1 protein-coding gene (running past both ends of the window) is annotated in these 23,137 nt (G+C 69.1%); it reads left to right on the top strand.

Every position in this 23,137-nt window falls within one protein-coding gene, locus tag OG804_RS08290, for a M3 family metallopeptidase (RefSeq protein ID WP_328395556.1), read on the top strand. The gene is 122,418 nt long; 46,473 of those nucleotides lie to the left of the window and 52,808 to its right, leaving coding positions 46,474–69,610 in view (codon 15,492, complete, through codon 23,204, partial); the first complete codon in view begins at nucleotide 1. Both codon boundaries (start and stop) fall beyond the window edges.

Raw genomic sequence — 23,137 nt, 5'->3', positions numbered from 1 at the left:
AGGTTCATGCCGGGGCACTTCGCGGGCCACCGATTCGTGCCGGGACGTTTTGTTCCGCAACCGATGCAAGCGGAAGTGGCGGCGGCGGCCGGAGTTTCACCGCAGACGGTGCACCGAGTGCTCCTGGAAGGGCGCGGAACCACACGGAATCAACGATTGGTATTCGAGGCGGCCTTCGATCTCGATTACTGGTTCCCGAGCAGGTTCGTCAAGGCCACACTTGCCGATGTCGCCAGGCTGGCCGGGGTTACCTGGCGTACATCTCGCATCTTGATGGGCCGGACGGCGCCGATCGGTACCGATCAAGAGCTGAGGACGCTCCTGGCCGCTAGGCAACTCGGCTACCCGGTGCCGCGTGGGCTCCGGGTGGTGCTCGAGCAACCTGAGATCTCGCAGCCGGGCGGAACCCGGGATCCGAGTCCGGAGGAAGCCGGCCCTCTCGGCGGTCGCCCGGAACTGACGGCGCCTCCGCCTCTGCCGACTGCACTTCCACCGACGCCGCCGCGGCGCTCGGCATTCGTGGAGTCCGGAGACGTGACACCTCACGAGCAGTCGGAGTCGCTGCGGCAGCGGTGGGCCGAACTGGTCGGGCACGCTCCCGACGCGCCGTTGGATTGCCTGCCGAAGGCCGCGCTGGATATGTGGGCGGAGTTGGGTCAGGAACCGCCCGCGGGGTTGGCCGAGGCGGGCCTGGGCGGTGTGCTGCTGGGTAGTGCCGCCGCAACGGCGGGCGCGGGCTGGGATCCGGACGTCACGGACTTCGCTCAGGTGCGTGAGCGGGTCGAGGCTACGGGACGCCCGATGGTCGCGGTGATGGTGTACGAGGGTGTGGACGGCGCGCCGCCGCAGTGGGGGCATGCGGTGAATGTCAAGCGGGCCGCCGACGGCACGGTGGTGGTGCACGAGTTCGGGGTGGACGTCGCCTTCGAGGAATGGTCGCCGCCCGCGGGAGTGGTCGCGGTGCTGGGGATGCGGGTCGCGGAAGGCCCGGAGGACCGTGTGGTCGCGGACCTTCCCGAGCACGCCGCTGGGTTCGCCGATGTCCTGGTCGGCGCCGAGCTATCCCCCCGCATCGGGAAGGAACCAGAGGACGGGACAGGGGCCCTCTGGCTCCGCGCCGTGGCGGACCTTCCGGAAGAGTTCACCCCCGACGGGGTGCTGCGGACGCGCGGCGTGAACGCCGATGAGCTGTTCCGCGTGGACGGCATGAGTTTCCTGGGGCGTGTCGCGGGTATCGAGGCCATGCCGACCGGCGTGGCAGTCGCCCTCACCGTGGATTTCGGCCCGGGCGCGCCGGCGCGGGTCGAGCTGGAGCTGCGGCGAGAGAACGGAAAGATCGTCGCGCGCTACCGGCATGTCGAGGTGGCGAACGGCTCCCGTGCCACCTGGGCGATGGGCCGGCTGCACGACCGGCTCACCGAATGGCTGACCGAGTCGGATGCGACCTGGGCTGCGGACAGTGCGACCGCCCCGATCGAAAATCGGCCCGGCCGGGATGAGTCGGCGATCTGGGAATCCCGGCCGATGCAGTCGATGATGGTGACCTATCCCAGCACTCCGGTCCAGAGTGTCGCGGTCGATGCGGTGCTGAACATGCTGGTCGACCAGCTGCGCGGCTGGCCGGTATGGACTGTGGCCGACCTGGTGACCGAGATCGACGATATCGCCGCCGTCATGCGGCAATCCGGTAGTGGTGATTTCCAGTTGCAGGTCAAGGCGGTCCCGGGTCGGCTGCGGGTGACCATGTCGGATCGCGGCACCGCGCTCGTCGGCACGGCGGAACAGCCCGAAGAGCGGCGGCAGTGGTACCGGTCCGGGATGGAGCGGACCGAATCGGGCCGGGAGATCTGGTTCGAGATCGACAACGAATCCCCGGAGCTCGTGGCGATCGTGCGCGACACTCTGCAACGGGCTGGTCTGCAGACCATGGATCTACCGGATCTGGTCGCGCAGGGACCGGCGGACGCCGCCTCGGCTCGCCGCCTCGGCGAGATGATCACCCAGCTGTGGCAGAGAGCGGAAGCCGCGGGACGGCAGGATGAACTGCTGGACCGGTATCCGCAGCTGCGGCAGATGATCACTGCCCTGCCCTCCGACGTTCTGGAGTCGCATGCGCAGGACCAGTTGCAGGCGGTCGACGAGGCCGTGGTGTCGGCCATCCCGGACACCTTGCGCGATGCCGTTCCCGGCGAGCAAGTGCGGCTGCTGGCTACTGAGCAGGTGCCCGATACGGGTGAGCGGGGCGTCGCAGTGGACAGCGGTGGGCGTCGGCAGGTCCGGATGGGCATCGGGGATGTCGCGAATGCCGACACGCTGATCTGGTTCGAGGCCGGCTCGGCCTCCGACCAGCACGGTATCGACCAGGCTGCGATCGAGGCCGGTGACATTCTGCGCAGCCATCAGCAGACCGGCAACGGCTCGGTGGCGATGATCATGACGATCGATTACGACTTCGCCGCTCACACAGGCGTGTCCGCCATGTGGAGCGAGGTACTGAACGCCCGGGTCGAACGGGATGCCGCGCGGCTGGTGGCGCACGTCGCGATGGCGAACACTGTCTACGAGAGTCGGCACGAGGGCGCGCGGCGGCCGAATGTGGTGCTGTACGGGCGCCGCGGCGGCAGCGACGTGGTCGGGATCGCCGCTCGGAACCTCGACGGTGAGTATCGGTCCAGGCACGTCGACGATCCGTGGGACCCGCAGGGGGTGCTGCAGAAGATCACCGAGGACCCCACGATCGATGACGGAGCGCTGGAGCAGGCGCAGCAGTTGGCGCAGGAATTGCGCGACGCACTGGGGGCCGAACCGACTGCGTGGCAGCTCGAGGAGGCACTGGTCCGTGCGGGGCGCGGTCGACATGCACTACAACACGTCGCCCTGGTTGCTCGCGATCTGGTGGCGAGGCTGCCGGGAGCGCCGATCTCGGCGCGCACTATCGCCGGCATGCTGCGGTACGCCGACCAGCTGCGGCAGCTATCCGATCTGGCCGAGCAGCAGGAACGCGATACCGGCAGTGCTGATCCGGAAATCCGGCGGCAACTGAACGAACTGACCAACATCGACTTGTTGTTGCGAGACTTCGTGCGCTCGGCCGACCGGTTGCCGGGTCGCCCCGAGGTGTCGGTGCTGGAATCGGACGGTCTGACGGTCGCGCTCGGCGACACCGACAACGTCACGAGGATTTACGTCGTGACCCAGCTCGGCTACGCGGAGCCGCTGTACAAGGGACTCGACCGGGCAGTGCGGTTGCACCGGGAGCATACGGCCGAAGCCCCGCAAGCGGTGACGTTGCTGAGTTCGGGCCTCGATCTGGCCGAGGTGCTCGATGCGGTCACCCCGGTCCTCGAGGCCGAGGCCGTGGCGTCTATGTTGTCGGGCAAGCAGTTCCCGGACCTCTCAGTGGTGGCCCAGACAAGCTCGGGCCTTCATTCGTATGTCTTGCACGAGGCCCTGGTCCTCATCGCGGTCGCCGCTGTGCGGCATCGGACCGTCGCGGTCGCCAATTTGAAGAATGCGGCCGCAGAGGTCGAGTTGAACTGGCTCGATCTGATGGACCCGGGACCCGGACGTATCGCCTTGGAAGCCGGGATGATTGCTGCGCGTGCGGAGTTCGCCGGGGTGGTGGCCCGGCTTCGGCTCGGCGAGGATGCCGCCCCGGGTCGGTTCGCCGCGGAGCGGCAACGGTTGGTGAGAGTATTGGCCGACCCGCTGTTGGCCGAGCACGAACTGAACGGTCCGGCGTGGCTGCTCGCCTCCCCGGAACAAACAGAGGTGCAGGCGAACTTCCGGCGCTGGCACCTCTTGACGGAGCAGGTCGCGGATATCGACCGCCATGCCACTCGGCGACATCGACTCATCCAGTTGGACGCCGCACTGCGGGAAATGAACGAGCCCCGGGGCCGGGACACCCGGGACGACTACGAGCGGTTCGTACGAGAATCCGCGGGGCTCGCCGAGCTGGCGGCGGATCTGAACGCCGTCCTGAGTCTGCCGCCGTTGTCGGGAGACAGGGAGGGCCGGCCCGAGATCCGACAGCGCCTTGTGCGTGATCTGTTCGACAGCCGATTGGCCGAAATAGTCCTACAACTGGAGGAACGCCCACCTGTCGCGGACCATCCCGAATTCGGCGATCACCTGGATCGGCTCAACGACGAGGCCGAGCGTCAGGCGTGGACGCGGCGGGAGCCCCATCCGTCGAAGCGGCACCTCGATCCGTCCAAGGTCACGGCGGCCGATCTGGCACCGTATCACCTGCGGCGGGATGAGCTCGCCGCCGTGGTGGCCGGCTGGCTGCACGTCGATCCGGAGGCGCTGTCCCAGCAGCGGGTGGCCGCGATGTCGATCATGGGAACGGTGGCGCGACTGCGCGAGGATCTCGGACACGACGAGGCCGATGTGGCCGTTGCCCATGAGCTGTTGGCCCTCAACGCCTTCCTCACCCACGTCGAGGAATTCCGCACCGCGCATGGCAGGACCGAACTCCTCGGCCGGTTGAACCGCATGCTCGGCGAGACCCAGATCCAATTGCTGACGGCCAAGGACAAGTTCTATCAAACGCTGCGACAACTCGTCGCGAAGTTCCCGGCCGAGGCCGAATACGTCCACTGGGGACCTGATGCCCGGCAGCAACTGGTCGCCCGATCGGCCGTCGAGACCGAGCCGCCGTCCGTGGCGTCACAGCGCACCGACCTGCTGAACACGATGCTCGAGCTCGTCGACACCCACACCCGGCTGGAACAACAGCTCGGCGCACTGGTCGAGGAAACCGGCGAACTGGAAACCCTGGCAGGTGACCGTGCCGCTGCCGTGACCGCGAGACAGACCGACCTCGTCGCCGACCTCGACTCACAGATCGATGCCGCGCTCGAGCGGATCACCACGACACCGCTCGAGGAGGAGGTCGCGCTGCGCACAACGGCGCCGCAAGCTCCGACCGATGGAATTACGGACACGGTCGCCTCCTCGCCGGAGGATCTGCTGGCTGCCGCGCTGCTGTCGGAGGCGTTCGACGGTGTCGATGGCACTGTGGAATGGTCCGGGTTCCCGAGCGAAGCGCAGGAAGCGCACCGGGACGGGGCGCCGAAGATCTGCGCGGCGGACGCGATGTGGTTCACCTCCGATTTCCTCGGTGTCGAGGGCATCGATCTGCCGTCGATGTCCGACTCCGAGATCCATCTCGACGGCCTGCTGCCCTCCAATATCGCCGCGCGGATGGGCGCCAAGTGGCACGAGAACGGATTCGCGAACATCGAGCAGATGCGCGAGCTGGCCGCAAAGGGCGAGATCGTCATGGGCACCGTCACCCACGGCAGCACCGGCGCGCATATGTTCGTGCTCTACCGGGGCACGGACGGCCGGGTGTGGGTGCACGAGCGCAACGGCCATCAGGTCGTCGATGTCCCGTTCGCCCGCTGGTCCTCCAAACCGAGCGGGAAGCTGCATGCCATCCGGCTCGTCCGGAACGCGGACGGCAAGTGGGTTCCCCAGCGCCCGTTGGCCAAGGGAGAGTCCGCTGGTCGCCCGTACCACGATATGCCCGGTGCACTGGACGAGCAGGGCAACCTGGTCGAGATCCCGGTGGCCGGGCAACCGCCCACGGCGGAAAGTCCAGGGGGCGACGGCGCCGCGAACCTGCCGCCACGCCCCTATGTCGAGCCTCGGGCTGCCCTGCCGCCCGTGCGTGACCTGGGTGAGCGGTGGCAGGAGGCTCCGGCCACGTGGGCGGAGTTCCGGCAGTCGGTGGACGACCTGGCCGCCGAGAACGCCGGGCTGCCGGCGCCGGAGGATCCGGACGAGGCGCGGCAGCAGATCGTGGATGCGATGGATCGGCGCTGGCGGCATCTCACCGACGAGCAGCGGGAGCTGATCCTCGCCCACCTGACCGATCTCGGGTCGCAGCTTGTCGCGGTCGCCACCGGCGAAGAGCTTCCCACGGCCGAACTCCTGCCGGATTCGATGGCGGACGCGCTGAACCGGGCTCGCTTGCGCATGATGCGGGATGATCTGGCCGGGCGGGAGCCCACCGCCGAGAACACGTCGCGGCTGGCCGAAGTCGACGAGTGGATCAACCGGTTGCTCGTCGCGGAGCGGTGGGCGACCCACCAGAACGACCATCCTCCGGTGCGACTGCTACGGCTGGAACTGGATGAGCCGCGATATGTGGTGATCGAGGTCGGCGTGGATGTGCGGTCGGCGGTGGATCCGACCCTGCACGTCGTCCACAGTGATATCGACGACTCGGTGGATTCCGCGCTCGAGGCGGTGATGCAGGACGTGGTGCGCGGTCGGGGCGGCTCCACCGCGGCGGTGCTGTGGTTCGGGCAGGACCCGCTGGAATTGGCCGGATATATCGCGGACCTGGCGGGACCGGCCCCGGCCGAGCAGACCGAGCTCGGCGTTTTCTGGAGTGACCTGCCATCACGTGAGCTGCTGACCGCTGCGCGGGTGGGCTTGCTGGCGCGTCAGCGGGAAACGACCGCTGCCCTGTACTCGAACGTGTGGCAGGAAGCGGGCGAACCGGACACGATCGTGCAGGCCGCGCTGCGCTGGGCCGGGATCGAGAGTCTCGACGCCATGCGGCTCCCCGAGAACGCGTCGTTCGAGGAGGCGGAGCGGGTGGCCGCCAGGAACGCGGCGGCATGGCGTGGGTGGCCGCGTTACGTCCGGAGATTGTTGATGCAGTGGCACCCGGACGTGCTGGGGAGTGCGGTCGGGTTGCCGTACCGGGTGCGTTCCGCCGGCACCGAGGCAGCGATGCGCGCCGAGCTCGCCGAACTCCGTGGGATCGCCGGGATCGATTCCGGGGTGAGCGAGCGCCTCGACGCCGCGCAAGAGCGGCGGTACCGCGAACTCGAAGCCGTCGATCGCATGATGTCCTCGGTCCGGCAGCAGTTGTCGGAACAGCAGATCGAGCCGACTGAGGCATTGCTGGTGTCGCTGCACCGTACGCCCGACGGCGCCCTGGAGATGACTGTCGGGCTGGGGAGCCCGGACACCGCGAACCAGGTGAACCGGCTCGAACTGGACACCGAGGCGGGCGCGGCCGCGGCGCTGTCGGTGGCCGGGCGAGGGTACGGGGAGCTACCGAAGGGCACCGCGGCGATGGTGGTGACGGTTCGGGTGCCCGTGGGCGACAGCGCGGCGGCGGCCGAGCGTCCCGCTGCTGGAAGGCGGCTGGCGCTCGGGGTTGTGGCGGACAACAGTGCGCGGCGCCAGCTCCATCCCTACGGGCGGCGACCGGAGAGCCACCTCCTCGGAGCGGGCCTGGGCGAGCACACGGTGAACAGTGCGATCGAGATGCTCGCCGGAAGGGACGAGGTCGACTCGGCCAGCTGGCCCAGCCGAGACGACATCTGGTTCCCGGACCCGAGGCGGGAGGTCATGTTCCAGCGTGACGACTACCGCCAGCTGTTCGACCAGATCCGTGCCGACATCGAAAATGTGGTGCGCGGTCTGACGATCGACGGACTGCCCGCTCGGTTGCGTCCCGGGGCCCTCGATCCGGATCGGATCGACGAGTCGCTGGACAGCCTTGCTGCCAGAGTCACCGGAGTCGAGCATCAGGCGGCCCTGGCGCAGCTCTACGCGTTCGCCGGGCGTTTGAAGACCGTGCATGCCATCGGCGTGCATCTGGATCGGCAGCTGCTGAGCGGGCGCGACCCGGCCTTCTGGTCCGGGCTCGATGATCGTGGGACGCGCCTGGAGGCGGCGGGTGCGCTCGCCAGGCGGCATGTGCTGACCGTGCGGATCGCGGAATCCCTGCAGAGTTCGATATCCGACGCAGCAGGCGACGCAACCCTGCAGCCGGTGATCGAGGCATGGCAGCGGTCGCGCGATCTGGTCGGCATGGACACGCACCAGGTAGAGGAATGGGCCACCCGACTCGCGGTTCTCGCCGAGACGCAGTCCGATAGTCGCCGGGCGGCCGAACTCGCCGGTTGGGCAGCGGAACTGGCGGTCATCGACGCCGAGATCACCCACCTGCGGTCGCGAACCCGGATCGACGCCCTCGAGACGATGGGAACCAGGCTGGCGGAGGCCTTCGAGACGCGCGTCGCGTCGCGAGCGATCATCGCTGACACGCTTCGCGCGCTCGGGCGGCCGGCGGACACCGACCTGGGGCCCGAGGGATTGCGTGAGTTGCGGCAGCAGCGCGATTTCGCGCAGGCACAACAGCCCGAGCTCTACTCCGATCTGCGCGCCCTGGTCGAATCCGTGGAGCAGCACGCGGCGGCCGATGCGGAGCTGCGGTGGTTCCTGGAGCGGGCCCACCTGCTCGCCGGTCTGAACGAGCAGGTCGCCGAACTCGACCCCGAGATGGCCGGTTTCGCCGAGGATATGCGTCGCTGGGTAGCCGAAGAGCGACTGCACGATGTACTGGCCGAGCTCGCCGGGGGTTACCAGCCGCCCCGGCCCCCGGCCGTGCCGACCGCGATCCGGACCGAGGCCGCGCCGGAGTCCGATACCTCCACCGCCGCCTACTCGTTCCAGGACAACCATCCGCAGGTGCCATTGTGCGGCCCGTGGGTGCAGGCCGTTATCGCGGTCGGCGCCGGGGTGCATGCCGCCCAGATGGATATCGCCGCCGAGGACGATCCGGTGATCGCCATGGACGGCATGACCGGGACGGCGTTCGCGCAGGGTTTGACCGCGGACTGGGATTCGGATCCGTGGCCGGCCGGCCGGGCCGGGCTGGCCGAGTTGGTGCGCCGAGTGGGCTTGGACGGCAACGACATCGGCATGTTCGCCGCCGTGTTGCAGATCGCCGGACAGCCTTTCGAGCACGCGGTGGCGGTCGTGCGGGTCAACGAGCTGCTCGCGAGTCGATACACGCAGTTGGAGGGCAGGGTCGGCCAGGTCGCCGTGTTCGACGGCGGGTGGATCGTCGGGGACGATGCCGTCTGGCAGTGGGTGGAGCACGCCGGGCGGGGTGTGCAGAAAGTGCGCCGGCTCGTCTTCCGCGAGAACGGTGCACCGCGGGACCGGCTGGAGCGAGGTGCGGCTCCGTCACTTCAGCTGGGGCCCGATCAGCCGGTCGGCCTGCGGCTCCAGCGCCCCGGTTTCGATCAACGCCCACTGGGGCTGACGTCGCAGTTGACGGCGATTTCCCACGGCCTGTGGAGTCTCGACGCGGAACCGGCCGACGTTGAGCAGATGTATGCCGTGTCGGTCGAACTGCTGGGGCTCGACGCGACGCAATCGGTAGCCGCGCATGTCGCGCAACTGGGCGACCGCGTCGCGGACACGGACCGGAGGCTGCGAACCGCTGTCGAGGCGGTGTACCGCTACCACCGGCTGCGGCGGGCGCATGCGTGGTCGGCGGTGGTGAGCTCCGCCCTCACTACCGCCTTGGTGGACCGGGCGCACTGGCTGGAAACGGTGTCGAAGACAGCGGCCGCGCTCGGAGTCGAGCTGCACGCGGGCGATTCGCCCACGGCAGTGGTCGAAGCGCACACCAGGCACTGGGATGACGAGCAACGGCTTGCGCACGCCACCATCTCGGCCGAATTCGCCACGGCCGTCGAATCGTTGCGCATCGCGGAGGAACAGATCCAGGACGTCGTCCCGGTGCTGGAACTCGGACTGGCGGAGCTGGAGGTGCCGCCGCTCGAGGATGGCGACGTCACCGACGGAGCGCAGCTGGCGCCCGCCTTGCGCACGATCACGGACCTGCACGGACTCGGTGCGGTGGCGCCCGCCGACACCGTGAGCGGCGACACCCCGGCGGCCCGGTTGCAGACCCGCCTCCGCGCGCGGTTGCTGCAGTTCCCCGGCCTCGAGGATCTCGCCGGCCGGGTGACCGGGCTGGGGCGGGGAGCTTCGGCTCTGGTGATGGAGCGCACCAACGACGGAGACACCCGGTGCTACGTGCTCACCAACCGCAACGACACCATCGTCAGAATCGATGCCGACGATGTCGCGGTGGTGAACCGACCCGCCGCGAGGTCTGCGCACGACACGGCCACCTTCGCCGTCCTGTTGCGGCCGGACGGCACACCGGTCCACCCGGTCGACCCCGAATGGCACACCGCGCCGCAGTCCGACCGCGCCTCTTCGGCGAGTCGATTCGACCAGGCCGGCCGGTTGTCCGCGACCGTTGTCGAACGTGGGGACGCCTGGCGCGAAGCCCTGAGCCTGGCGTCGTCGCTCCGGCTGAGGCTGAACCCGCAACGTCTGGAACACATCCGGGCCGAACTGACCGAGCTCGTGGCAGGCCCCGACAGGGAGCGAGCGGATAAGGCCCGCCAACTGATCCAGGTGCTGCGTCGGCATGAACAGATCGACACCGAACTCACCGGGTTGCTCGACCTGGAAAATCAGCGCTGGCAGGCTGTTTTCGAGCACCATGCGGCCGCCGCGCGGCTCCGCGCCGCGGAGGCGCTGCCGGATCTCACCGAATCTCAGGCCACCGAGGTGACTGGGCTCGTCGCCGAGGCCGCGCGGGCCGCCGCCGAGGTCGAGCGGCTCGACGGGGCCGTGAACGCCGCATTGGATGCCCGCCTGCCAGTGCCCGAACCGGCGGGGCCCGACACGAGACTCGGGCCGTGCGCCCCCGATGCGGTTCTGGGGGCGAGGACCATCACCGGTAACCGGAACATCCGGTTGCTGGACCGCGCGACCCCGCTGGAGGGCACCCACCGCTTCGAAATAAGTGCCGCGATCGGCGGAAAGCTGGAGCAGTTCACCGATGTGGAAGCGATGGCGAACGAGATTCCGGCCAATGGCACAGCCGTGGTGACGGTGACCTACGGTGACCATCGAAAGGGACCCGGCGGGCACGCGTACCTGGTGAAGTCCATCCATGGCCGGCTGGTGGTCGTCGACAACAACGGCATCGTTCTGTACGACTTCCCGCCTGACGGCAGCAGGGATGTGGCGTATGCCCAGGCGATCGTGCTGGACGAGGCGGGTGTTCCGCGCCACCGGTTGTCCGAGAGCGAACGGGCACGTCTGTTCGCGTACTCCGACGAGTACCACCGGCTGAGTGAACAAGTGCCGGAGCCCGGCACAGAAAAGGCTCAGCGGCTGGAACAGCTGGTCGCGGAGACCACCTCACTGTGGTTGTGGGACGGGTCATCCGAGCAGGAACCCGAGAGCGACTCGCTCGGGAACCTCACCGATGACATATATGGTTCGGATCAGGACTCCGGCCGCCGGAGAATTCTTGCTGTGGCATCGCCGGTGCCCTCTGCGCCCGGGTCCCGGGAGCCTTCCGCGCTGGCCGGCGGGAAGGTGCCCAAGCGGGCCGCGCAGCTGTTGCGCGCGGCGGCCCGGGACATCGGATACGACCTGCCGCAGCTGCCGCTCTGGCAGGCGGTCGCGGCCGACGCCGGGGTCTCGCCGCAGACCGTCCTGTGCGTGATCAAGGGCATTCCGGTGCCAGAAGAGGTCGCGCGCGGCGTCGCGGACGCGGCGCGGCAGCACGGATTGGTGTTGCCGCAGGCCCCGGCGGTGGATCGGGGCGCGCAGACCGATCCCTATCCCATGGCCACGGCGCAGGAAGTGGCCGCCGCGGCGGGAGTCACGCCCGAGACGGTGCGAGAGGTGGTGTCCCGGCGTGAACCGGTGCGCGACCCGTCGCACCGTCGCGCGCTGGCCGCCGCCCTGCAGCTGAGCTACTACGATCTGCCCGCCGGGATGCGCGCGGCGCGGCAGCGTACGGCGGATATCGCCGCTGCCGCCGGAGTCGACGCGGCCGTCGTCGCGCTGTTCCTCGACGGGCGTCTGTCGATCGAAACCGGCGACGGAGCCCGAGTATTCGACGCCGTCCAGGAACTCACCGACTGGGACGCGAACCCGAACGACGGGCGCGGCCTGCTCGCCATGATCGGGCCGGCGCCGTTCTCCGCGCTGTCCGGGCCCACCGTCGGCGTACCGCCCGCGGTCGTCGGCGACGGCGACACCGAAGCACCGGTCACCGAAATCGCCCGCGAGTCGGTGGAGGCGGCGTTGGCGGTGCTGCCCGAGGGCAGCCGGGCGAAGCAGGTGGCCGCCGAGGCCGGGGTGGACCCGGTGGATGTCGTCGATCTGCTCGCGGGTCGCGCCGATCGGGTCGATGCCGAAGTCGCGCAGGCGATCCGGGCCGCGGCCGGGCCGGGCGGCCTGCCGGGGCCGTCGACCCAAGCGGCGGTCGCCTGGGTGGCCGGCTACTCGACCACCACGGTCGGCAAGCTGCGTAGCGGCAATCGGGTCGGGGCGGACACCGAGCAGAATATCCGCGCCGCGGCACGGTTGGTCGGCTACACCCTGCTCGACCAGAAACAGCCGGGTGCCGCGCGACGGCCCAGGACGCCCGGTTTCGGCACGCTGATGATGACGATCGCCACGCTGCCGTTGGCATTGCTGACGAAGAACGCGGGCGGCGACGGCGGCGGGCATGCCCGACCGACCACACACGGCTTCGGTGACGGCGCCGTCGCTCCGGTCGAGCCGGACGCCACGGAACAGGCCCGCCGCGAACTCGTGCGCGCGGCCCAATCCGGTGACCCGAAGAAACTGCGCGAGCTCCGCGCCCACTACGACCGTCTGGTGCTGGCCTCGCTGGAGACCGAGGTCGACGACAAGGACCTGGCCGGCAGGCTGCGGGAACGGGTGTTCGACCGGATCGCCGCCGAGACGCTGCCGCCGGACCGGAATGTGCGGTCCTGGCTGGACGACCAGGTCGAGCGCGTGCTGGGAGAGCACCGGTGGTTCCAGATGTTCACCGAACGGGTATGGGCGGCGTTCGTCCAGCGCGCTCCCATGACCGAGACCCAGCTCGCGAGCCTGCCGGCAGCACCCTACGAGCCCACGGCGGCGCGGCTGCCCGGTGGCCCGCTGGCCGGTGTCGCACCGGAAGCGCTGCGGATCGCGTTGCGTCAACTGCCGCCGGCGCAGCGATGGATAGTGCGGCAGCGGTTCGAACACGGGCGCGACCTGAGCGTGATCGCCGCCGCCGCGAAACGTCCGGTACAGGAGCTGGCGATCCTGGAACGCCGGGCCACCCAGGCCTTCGTCACCGAGGTCCGGATGCTGACGAACCCGGACGCGCTCGTGCAGGATGTCGGTCGCAGCGAACGCGACAGCGCCGATGCGGAACAGTCGATGCCCGACGCCGCGGCCCGGGTGGACTTCGAGGCGATCGCCCGGCGCATCGCGGGCCGGACGCACGAGGCATTCCGGGAGTTGTTCCGCGAATCCGAGAGCAGCTACAGCCGGCAAGGTCGGATGCCGGACGGCTCGCTGATTCCGGGGGGAACGCTCGAGAGCGACCAGATCGATATCGCGAACCTGACGTTCGACGAGCTGCCGCAGCACTGGCAGCAGGTCTACCTGACCGAGGCCCGGACGGCGATGCGAGCCGCGCTGGTGGAGCGTGACGCGGGCGCGAACCTGTACTCGCCGTCGGCGATCGAGTTGGTCGCCGCTCGGATCCAGGAAACGCGGATCCACGAGCGGATCTTCGCGCCGCGTGCCGAGACCCGAATCGAGCCCGGGGCCACCCTCACACCGGTGAACATGCGCCCGCTCGACGGGTTGACCGTCGAGGAAGATCTGCCCGCCGCGGAGCAGGCGAAGGTCGTGGCCGCCGCCCGGCTCGCCATCGAAGAGATAGCCCCCCAGGCCCTGGACCACGAGACCTGGCAACAGCATCGCGCGCAGGTGCTGGAGGGTTTCGCCGACCAGATGCGCTGGTACGGCTGGACCGCCCCGCCCGCGGTTGCGCTGCTGGCGCAGGTGGTGGACGCTCTCTTCGCCGACACCCCGCAGGCGCGGGTGACGGTTCGGCCGCAGATCCACGGGACCCCGGGCGGCCGCGAAGTGCAGGTCGACGTCGTGGTCACCGGCGCCGCGCTGTCCGACGAGTCGATGGTGGCGGCCACCGAGATAATGGCCGGGACGGCGGAACGCTGGCAGCTCGAATCCACTGCCGACGCCGACACGCTCCGGTTCGAGTTCGTCGAGCGGCCGACCACTGGACCGGACGCTCCCGTTCGCCGACGTGCCCAATTGCTCGTCGGTGTCGGCCCCGACGAGCGGGAGGCCGATGTCGGGAAGGTTCGGGCTTGGCTGGTCGAGTTCTTGAAGAACCAGAAGCTGCCCGAAGACATGATCCAGGATGCCCGTCGAGCGCTGTCCGAATGGGGCGGAAACGCGCTGAACCACACCGATGGCCCAGTCCTCGTCCGGGCCACCGTCATCGGCGTTCCGGGTAATGCGAACGTGCCCGGGCGGGTGTTGGTCGAAGTCCTCGACGGTAGTACCCGATTCCCGCCGCCCATGCCTGCCGAGGTGAAAACGCCGGAGCAGTACCAGCTCGATGCGATTACCGACGAGGGCAATATCGGCTCCCTCATCAACGCGTATCTGGACATTGATCTCGACGCGGACGAGGCGGACGATGCGGACGACGCCGAGGGCTCCGATGCGGCCGCCGCCGACACCCAGGTGGATCGGAAGTTCGAGCGGAACCGGGGTCGCCTCGTGGTCCGCGAGTCGATGGATCAGCTGGGTGCCCATCCGCTCGCTCCGGGCGAGCAGGGTCCGTACCGCAAGGTGGTGTGGTTCGCCATCTTCCGGCCGGGCGTCGCGCACACCGAGGCTTCGATCGGCCCGGCTGACCCCGACTTCCACGGAACCAGCGCCCTGCTCGCGGAGATCAACGATATCGACGCCGAGACCCGGGCCGCGGCGGTGGCCGCGACCGATGCCGTATTGGATGCGGCTTTCGGTGAGCTCCACCTCGCCGACGGCGTTCGCACCGACCGCGACGAATCCGGCAGCACCGTGTACCGGGTGGATCTGCACGCCGCGTCCGAGCTCCCCGAGGCGAGCCTGTCGCTGGTGGCCTCGGAAACACCGGTGGTGGAACTTTCCGCTCAGCTCAAAGCCCGCCGTCCGGAACGCATCACCGCGTTGGAGCAAGCAATCCGGCGGCTGACCCGGGACTGGGTGTCGCCACTGGACGCGGCGAAGGCCGCGGTGGCTGCGGCCGAGACCGCGCTGGCGGAGTCCGAGGGCCCGCGGGATACGGCGCTGGCGGAGGCGCGCGCCGCGCTGGAAGCGGCTACGGCTGCCCTGGCGCAGGCCGAGGCCCCGCTGGAGGCGGTCGACCGGCATCTCCGCGTCACCGCGACCGAACTCGCCGGCCGAGCGCATGTGTCGATATCGGGTGAGCCGGGCAACCGGGTCATGACGGTATGGGTCAGAACCGCCCTGAGCTTTGCCGGGGTGACGGTGTCCGAGGCCGACTGGGCGGTCGGCAGGGCCGACCGGACCTCGGCTCCGACCGAACTGGAGCAATTCGAGGCCGACGCGGATGTGCAGAACATCCAGGTCGGTGCGGATTTCGCAGATCTGCTGGGCGCACCGGCAGCGTCGGCTCTCCTCGAGGCGGAGCCCCCCGGAGCGCTGGGTGACGGGATGATCGTCGACGGATTGCACGGTCAGCGCGGGTTGGTCTGCGGTCGCGAGGTGCAGCTGCGGCTCCAGCAGCTGCTGGGCGAAGGATCCCGGATCGTCCCGGCCGAGCTGACCGACAACTTGGTGCTGAACGGGATGACCGATGGGAATCTCGCCGCCGGGTTGGTGGCCGGGTGGCGGGAGCGTCCGTACGGCCGGGGTGTCGACGGACTGGTGGCCGCGGTGGCCGCGGTGGACACGGACGGTGACGATCGGGGCGCGGTCGCGGGTGTGATCGACTACGGCGAGACCGGTGCCCACGCGTTCGCGGTGATGCGCGTGAATGCGGCGTTGGCGGCGGCGAATCCGCAGTTGCGTGTAGGCGACGTGGTGGTGTTCGACAATGCCGACCCGGTGGCGGCCCGCAACGGTGGCTGGCTCGTCGGGGAAGAGGCGATCGCCGCGTGGATGCAGCGGGTCGCCGCGGACAGCGACGCCGTGATCAGGGGCATCGAATTCGACGCAGAGCTCGAGCCGGTCGTCGGCCTGGAGGAACGCCCGACTATCGGCATGGCCGGAATGATCGGCGCGCTGCCGGAAGCCCAGCGCTTGGCGGATTTGAACCGCAGGCAGCAGGCGGCCCTGATCGAATTGGCCGATCTGCGGAACAGCTATCTCCAGGCTGTTCGAATACTGGGATCCAGCGATTTGTCGGTGGACGAGGTGTTGCGGCGGTTGGAGGATACGGGGCCCGATGTCCTCGACGCCGAGAGCCGATCCTCGCTGATCGACCGGACGCGGCGATACGGCTACGCGGTCGAGGCCTTCCGCCGGCTCGATGTAGTGAGCGCTCGGCACACCACAGCCCTGGTGGCGCGGGTGGCACGCACCGCCGAGGCCCGGCGCTCGGCACTGCAGGCGGGTGTCGAGGTGCCCGATACACAGTGGCGGGGCAAGCGGATGGCCGCGCAGGCCGACCGGTCGCAGCGCAGCGGCGACTTCGACCAGGCTCAACAGTTGCGGAGTGTGGTCGACGCCGCGACGCGCCTGCGCGAGTCCACCGAGCAGGCACGCATCCTCGAGAAGGAGCTGGCTGCCGGACTGAAGAACCCAGCCGTGCTGCCTGCTGGAGCCGATATCGCCGGCGCCGTGCAGGGGGCCGGCATCGGGGACGGCGGCGCGGCTCTGCGGACACTGGTCGACATCTACGGCTACGACGCAGTGGATCTCGTCGACTACTCGGGCTGGGAAGGCCTGCCCGATACGGTGCTGCAGGCGCGAGCACGGGGCAGGCTGTTGCGTGTGCCGGGGCCGAAGACTCTGGCCGAGACGCTGACTGCGCTGGGCTCCAAGGCGTCGGCGTTGGTTGTCGAGGTGCAGCCCGACGGCGCCATCGCCCGCTATGTGGTGACCAACCAGGACGGAGTTCTCGTCAAGGTCGCCCGGCATATCGGAGAAGTGTCGGAATTCGACACCGATTCCGACTTCCGCTCACCCAGCTACAGCGCGCGTTTCGACGTCACCCGGATGTATGCCGTCGTCTATGACTCGGTCGGCACGCCGGTGCAGCCGAACGACGCCGCGAATCCAGTTGTCCCACAATCCGTGAGCTTGCCGGACCTGGGACAGCGGCACGACGACACCCGGCTGATGTATCTCATCTCCCTCGACCGGGCCGAGTGGTTGGCAGAGGCGGAAGCCGCGGCAGCGCGTATCGGTCGTCCGATAGATCTGTCGGATCCAGCAGTCCGGGCTCGCACGGTACGCGAGTTCGCGGAGACCGCGTCGCTCGATGAGGGAGATCCGCGGCGTCGCCTGTGGACGGCCCTCCATCGGCACCAGCTGCTCACCGAGGAACTCGACCGACTGCACGGATCGAATGCCCGCCGACTGCGAGCGCTGCTGGCATGGCACCGCCACCGGTCCGACTCCCTGCTCCAGGCCGCCGAACTCGACCTCGCCCAGGGACGCGTGGATGATCTCGCCGACTCGGCGGAGATCGCCGAGGCCTTGGCACAGGCGGCGGCGCTGGTGGCCGAGTTGGATCAGGAGATCTCCGAGGCCGTTGCGTACCGGCGAGAAGGACCGCTGCGTTCGCTGCCCAGCTTCTGCATGCCCGCCGCTGTCATGGTGATCAAGGCGCTGACCGGCAACCCGAACATCCGACTGCTAGAACGAGATGGCGATGGCGCGACCGGTTTGGAGCTGGCTGTCGCGTTGGGTGGTCGGCCGCGAGATTTCGTTGATCACGACGCGGTCGCGCAGACCCTGATCGAGTCGGGCCCGGGAAGCATGATCGCGGTGACCGATTCTCTTTCGGGAGAAATCGGTGGCGAGGATGACGGACACACCTATGTGGTCGTCAACGACAACGGGCGTCTGGTGGTAGTCGACTGGAACGGTGTCGTCGTCCACGATTTCCCGCCGCAGCAACAGTCGAAGGTGCTGCTCACGCAGGGAATAGTCTTCGACGCCGCGGGGCAGGCTCTCGACCCGATGAGCGAAGCCGAACGCACGATGTTCCAGGCCTTCGTACTGAGGTTCGAGGAAAAGCGTGCGGTGCAGCGGAGTGTGCGGCACCGGATCGGGCAGGAACTCGCGGGGCTGGATATGGCTCTGGGGCACGACTACACCGATGCGGCAGGAGCTGCCGAGTTGCTCGCGCAACTGCGCGCCGCACCCGGGAATCGCGAGGCCCGCCAGCAGATCGACAGAGTGCAAGAGCTGGTCGGCGAACACCTCGATCTCGTCCGCGAATTGGACGAGTTGCGGGACGAGCTCGACCAGTCGATCGCGAATTTCGACGCCGCACAGCAAGCCGCGCACTATCGGGGCGGCGACCTGCCCGTGTCCGCCGAGGCGTTGGTGCGCGGAGTGCTGGACCGGGCCGGGCTGGCGCATGTCTCGGATATGCTGGCGACCGGCAGTGTCGACGAAGCGCGCGCGCAGGCGCTGGTCAATCGGCAACTCTGGGCCGACTGCAGCGACACCGAGAAGCGGGTGCTGCGGATACTGCACCCGGAGGTCATCGGTGCGGCGGAGGGTATTCCGTGGTCGGTGCGTGACGAGGTGAACCGGGCGGAGTTGGCGCGGTTGCGGGCGTGGGCCGATACGACGGACCAGTTCGATATGCTCTACGAGCTGGACGCACTCAGCGCCGCTCTGCGTGACGCCGGCGATCAAGCCGGTCGGACCCCCGGGCAGCCGACGATCTCGGTGTTGTCGATCCCGCGTCCATCGGATTCCCGCACCCGTGGCCGGTTTGTGCTCGGATACGGGCCCGAAGACGCGACCGACCTCACCGGCTATGTGCCGAGGACCGCTCGCCAGCAACTGAGTGGGATATCCGACGCCTCGTTGGAAGCTCTGCGGTTGTTCGGCGTCGAACGCGAGAGCGCGGCGTCGATCGCAGTTCTCGCGGTGGTGCGAATCGATCTCGACAGCGCGGCCCGGGCCCGGGCGCCGCACTCGGTCGACCTGGTCCGATTCGATGGCGACGATCTGGCCCACCGGGTTGTGGCCATGAACGCGGTGTGGCAGGCGGAGAACGCGGCCCGCGACGCGCCGACGCGCCGGGACGCGAATTCGCGGCAGGTCGAGTTGGTCGGCAGTGCCGACGTACTGGCCGCCGCGACAGCCGATGGCAGGTTGGCCGGTGCGGTCCAGCAGATCGTGCCCACCGAGACCGAACCGGACGATTCCGATGCTGAGCGGAGCCTTTTCGGTGCTCGCGCCGAAATCACCGAGGCCGCGCGGGCGATCGCCGAAGCCGACGAACAGCTGATCGGGAATCCGGACCTCACGGTCGGCGATGTCGCCCGGCAGTGGGCGCAGTGGAACGAGGCGAAGCGGGCCGCGTTCGTCGGCACCTGGCCGGAATCGGTCGCGGCGGCCGACGGCATCGTGGGCCGGCACCGCGCGGCCGCTGTGCTGCGGGCGCTGGAATTGAAACTGGGCGATCTGCGGCTGCAGCGTGAACTGTCCGACCCCGACCGGTCGGCGCCGGACGACGGACAACTGTCCCGGCTCGAAGAGCTCGTGAACACTCTGGCCCTGGCCCGACCTTGGATGCAGGCGTTGCAGTCCGGCGATCTGCAACCGCTGGCACTGCCGCTGGGGGACGGGGATCCGTCGGACCGGGCGGCGGTATCGTCCGCGGACACCGGAACAGCCTCGAACATCACCGTTTTCGTGTCCGCGCAGGAGCCGACGCCGGCGGCGCTGCGGGCGGCGCTGTACCGGACTCGCGGCTACCACGCGGTTCGCAATGATCTGGGCCGCGATCGGGCGGTGATCGCCTGGAACGGCATGGACCCGCGGCGGCTGGCCGAGGATCTGGCGGGCTTGGCCGAGTCTCGGCGAGTCCTGGCGGAAGACCCGTTGGCCCCGGCGCCGCCGGTGATCCGGGTCGTCGCTGTCGACGGTGCGGAGGCATTCGTGGCGGAGGCGCTGGCCGATGATGTATTGGCCGGCGAGGGTTTCCGGATCGACCCGGAGCCGCCCGCAGGCTGGCTGTCGGATCCAGCTCCGACCGAAATCCCCTCGGCTCCCGTGCCGGACGCCGCCCCCACCGCGTCCGTTGTGCCGTCACTGGCCGCACCGATCGAGGCGCTGAACCGTCTCCGTCGCGAGTACGCGGACGAATTCCGGCAGCTGAGCCTGCGGCTGGCCGATCGCATCGACCGGGAAAACGACCTGGACCTCCCCGCGGGTCTGAATCCGAGTCTGCTGCTGGTGGAGGACTCCGCGGAACGAGCGCAATGGAACGACCGCGCCAACGAGGCCGCGGCGGCGCTGTTCAGCCGACCCGATCTCGACGACTCGGAGTTCTCGGGTGACGAAGAGCAGTGGCTGGACCATCTGGCCGACTCGGATGATCCGGAGGTGGCCGCGGCGGCCAAGCGGCACCTCTTCTTCGTGCGTGCCGGGCAGGAAATCGAGGCGATCGAAACCTTCACCGAAAAATTCTTCTGGGTCGATCGGATGGAAGATGTTCTGCACCAAGGGAATATTCTCCGCGAGCAGGGCCTGAGCCCGGCGGACGATGCCGCGTGGCTGGCCGAGCGGGTCGATCTCCTCGGACGGGCATCCCGCGCGCTACTGGAGTTGCAGGTCGCCCCTCGGACGGGAGGGGATGCGGATCTCGAACGTGAGGCACGGATCGGCCGGCACCGCCAGCAGATAGAGAACGTGGTGTACGTGGCGCGCAACAGGGTGGGCCGGGGGAAGCCCGTCCTGCTCGGATCGGGACCGGAGTTGTTCTGGATCCAGAGCGAGAACGCCGCCACCGTCCGACGGCTGGAACTGGAGTTGGCGCGGCGTGCGGCGGGACTCGGGATCGATCCGACGGATCCCCGGCAGGCGCGCACCCAACTGCTCGAAATGCGTGACCGCCTGGACGGATCCGACCGCGAGACCACGCGGCGCAGGAACCTGGTGGACACGATGCTGCCGCTTGTCGACGAGTTCGTTTTCGCTCGTGACCGTTTGCACAGGATCGAGGCACTGGCGACAGTGCGGCGCCGGATCGCCGCGCAACAGGCCGTACTGGAGCGGGAGTTCGAGCTGCGGCGCGGCGAACACCTGACCTGGTTCCCCGAGGATTCGGATCGGTTGCCTGTCTCGACGGCAGATCTGGACGCGTTGCGTGCCCTGCACGCCGAGGCCGAGCCGGGTGGCCCGGGCCGGACCGGCTTCGATCCGACGCGACGCCATCGAGGGCTGGGCAGGCTCTTGCAGGTCGCCGAAGCCCGCCTGGCATCGGCCGAGCCCGCCGACCAGCTCACCCTGCGCGCGGCCGAGCTCGAGCTGAAGGCCGAACAGCTGATGCTGGCTCGGAATGCCGTGTTCGCCCGCAGCTGGGAACTCGCCCTCGTCGGCGCCGGTGAGATCGGGCTGTCCAAGGATGCGGACAGTGTCGCGGCAGCACTCACCGGACTGCGTGAGCGTCAGCAGGAAGCGCGCCGGCGCTTGCTGGCCACCCTCGATGCCGAGGCCCGCGGTGAGCTGGGAATCACCGAAGAGAACGCGACTGCCGACCTGGTCCGCGCGCTGCTGCGTCAGCAGGCGCTGCCGGCCGACGCCCAGGGCGTCGCCGACGACTACGTCTCGTTGGACGGCTCGGTGGCCGCCGCCGAGGCGTACCACGATGCCGTGGTGACAGTCGATCGGCTGGACGCGGAACTGAACACTCTGCTTGTCGCCGCGACCGCCACACCGATCACCGCCGCCACCCTCGACCCGCCCGTCGCGGATCTGGCCGCCTATGAGCGCCCCCCCGCCGCAGCGGACCATCTCGTCGGTACCGACCCGAAGATCTGTGTTCCGTTGGTGCAGGCGGTCATTCATGCGGTGGTGGACGAGGCCGTAGCCGCCCGGATGCGCCCGGAATCGGTCGGCAACGCGATCGTGCGTGCCCGTGGCATGTCGGATGTGGCCATGGCCGTGGGGCTGGACGCCGACTTCCGTACCGAGCCCCTCGGAGTGGGTGTCGAGGGTCTGGCTGCGGCCGTGGCCGAAGTCCGCGGCGGCAAACACGCGATCGCGGGTGTGATGAACCTCGGCCGGTTCGGCGATCACGCGTTCGCGGTGGTCCGGGTGACGGAGAAGCTGCTCGTGGAGAACCCGGAGCTGCGAGGGCGGGTGGAGATCGGCGACACCCTGGTCCACGACAACGGTTTCGCCGGTGCCGTCGAGGGTCGCTGGATATTCGGCGACGCGATCGACGAGTGGGTGCAGGCGGCGGGTGTCGGCGTCGGCGACGTGGACGCCATAGTCTTCGACAGCCCCCGGGATCCGGAGCTTCCGTTGCACGGCCGCCGGCCGCTGGGATTGGGGCAGGGCCGCATGATCGGCGCCCGCCCGGATGCGCCCGACGGTGGTCGGGATCCGGATGCGCCCGACCAACCCGAGCCACCGGCGAAGGTACTGCAGGGGCGGATCGTGACCGGCGAGAACATCGGCGAAGCCGAGCCGGAGGCGCCGCGGGCGGAGAACGACGGACCGTTCGTATACCGGCCGCTCCTCTCCGACGCGGATTTCGAGGCCCTGCCGCTGGAACGCAAACATGAAGTGGCCCTGGCCGAATTGTCCGCTACGGCATTGATGTTCGATACCCGCGAGAAGGCTGTCGAATTCGCTCGGCGGTACTGGAGCGAGCCGTACCCGGACCCGGTCCGCGACTCCCTGGCCTGGATCAAGGGCGCGGTAGCGCAGAGTCCGCTCGGGTACACGGCGGCCGACGACTATCTGACCGGTACTCCGGAAGAGCGTTCCGCCGACGAGGACGGGGCGGGCCATGTGCGCCGGGCGGACGAGACGATGCACCACAACCGCTCGGACCGCGACCTGTTCTTGACCATCCCGTTCCTGTCGGACGGACAGGGCGGGCCAGGAGTGTTCTGGAACCCCGGCTTCAGCGCCGCCGACATCGGCCACATCCCTTCGAATCGTTTCGATTTCGTGGACCTCGGCGTATTCCTGGCTCCCAAGGGGACCCGGATGTTGTGGGTCGAGTCCGTAACCGGGATACCGGAGATCGCGCTGGGACACGGATTCACCCGGGTCGTCACTCGCAGCTTCACCGACGGGGACCAGACAATCGAGTACGGCTACCTGCTGCCGGACGCGGGCGAGGTCACCGAGCCGAGGCAGCTCACCGGCGGCCCGGCGGGCGGCCCGTCCACGCCCGAACTCCCGGGAGTCGACAGGCCGCAGATCGGCGCCGGATCCACCCGTCCCGGCCTGCCCGCGTCGG

The sequence above is a fragment of the Nocardia sp. NBC_00416 genome, assembly GCF_036032445.1.
GTDB lineage: Bacteria > Actinomycetota > Actinomycetes > Mycobacteriales > Mycobacteriaceae > Nocardia.
This window is presented reverse-complemented; position numbering and strand designations above follow the sequence as displayed.